The following is an 867-nucleotide window of genomic DNA, read 5'->3' on the forward strand; positions in this document are numbered from 1 at the left end:
TCCCCAACGAGACGCAGACGCTGCCCTCGGCGATCTACACCTTCACGCAGGTGCCGGGCGGCGATCCCGGAGCGCTGCGCCTGACGCTGATTTCGATCGTCATCTCGATGGTGGCGCTGGTGGCCTCCGAGGTTCTGGCGCGCCGGATCGGCCAGCGGATGGACATCGAATGACGCTCTCGGTGGACGTCAGTCATCGTCTCGGCGATTTCGCCATCGAGGCGAGTTTCGAAAGCGCCGGCCGGCTGACGGCGCTGTTCGGGCCTTCGGGCTCGGGCAAGTCGACGCTGATCAATGTGATCGCCGGGCTGATCCGGCCGCGGAAAGGGCGGATCGCGGTGGACGGGCGCGTGCTGGTCGACACCGCCGCCGGCATCTTCGTGCCGATGCACAAGCGACGGATCGGCATGGTGTTCCAGGATGCGCGGCTCTTCCCGCATTTGAGCGCCGCCGGCAATCTGCGCTATGGCCGCTGGTTCACGCCGGTTGCCGAGCGCTACGCCAGTATGGATGCGGTGGTCGAACTCCTTGGCATCGGTCCCCTGCTCGACCGGCGGCCGGCGAAATTGTCGGGTGGTGAAAAGCAGCGCGTGGCGATCGGCCGAGCGCTCCTTGCCAGCCCGAAACTGCTTTTGATGGACGAGCCGCTTGCCTCGCTCGACGAGGCGCGAAAGGCCGAAATCCTGCCCTATATCGAGCGGCTGCGCGATGAGACGAAGATCCCGATCGCCTATGTCAGCCATTCCGTCGCCGAGGTGGCGCGGCTGGCGACCGACGTGGCGGTGCTGTCCCAAGGCAAGATCGCGGCTTTCGGCCCGACCGAGGCGATCATGCAGCGGCTCCACCTCTTTCCGGCGGGGGAGCGCGG

At 66.8% G+C, this 867-nt stretch carries 1 protein-coding gene and 1 pseudogene; both read left to right on the top strand.

Going from position 1 to position 867, the window contains the following annotated elements; genetic code table 11:
* Nucleotides 1-173 (top strand): annotated as a pseudogene (locus tag EOA49_RS33830) (molybdate ABC transporter permease subunit); the annotation flags it as partial.
* The coding region (gene modC, locus EOA49_RS33835; protein WP_245460849.1) for a molybdenum ABC transporter ATP-binding protein at nt 170-867 on the top strand (698 nt) is incomplete at its 3' end. The pseudogene EOA49_RS33830 and the gene modC, both read left to right, overlap by 4 nt.

It is taken from the genome of Mesorhizobium sp. M1A.F.Ca.IN.020.04.1.1, from assembly GCF_003997315.1.
Lineage (GTDB): Bacteria > Pseudomonadota > Alphaproteobacteria > Rhizobiales > Rhizobiaceae > Mesorhizobium.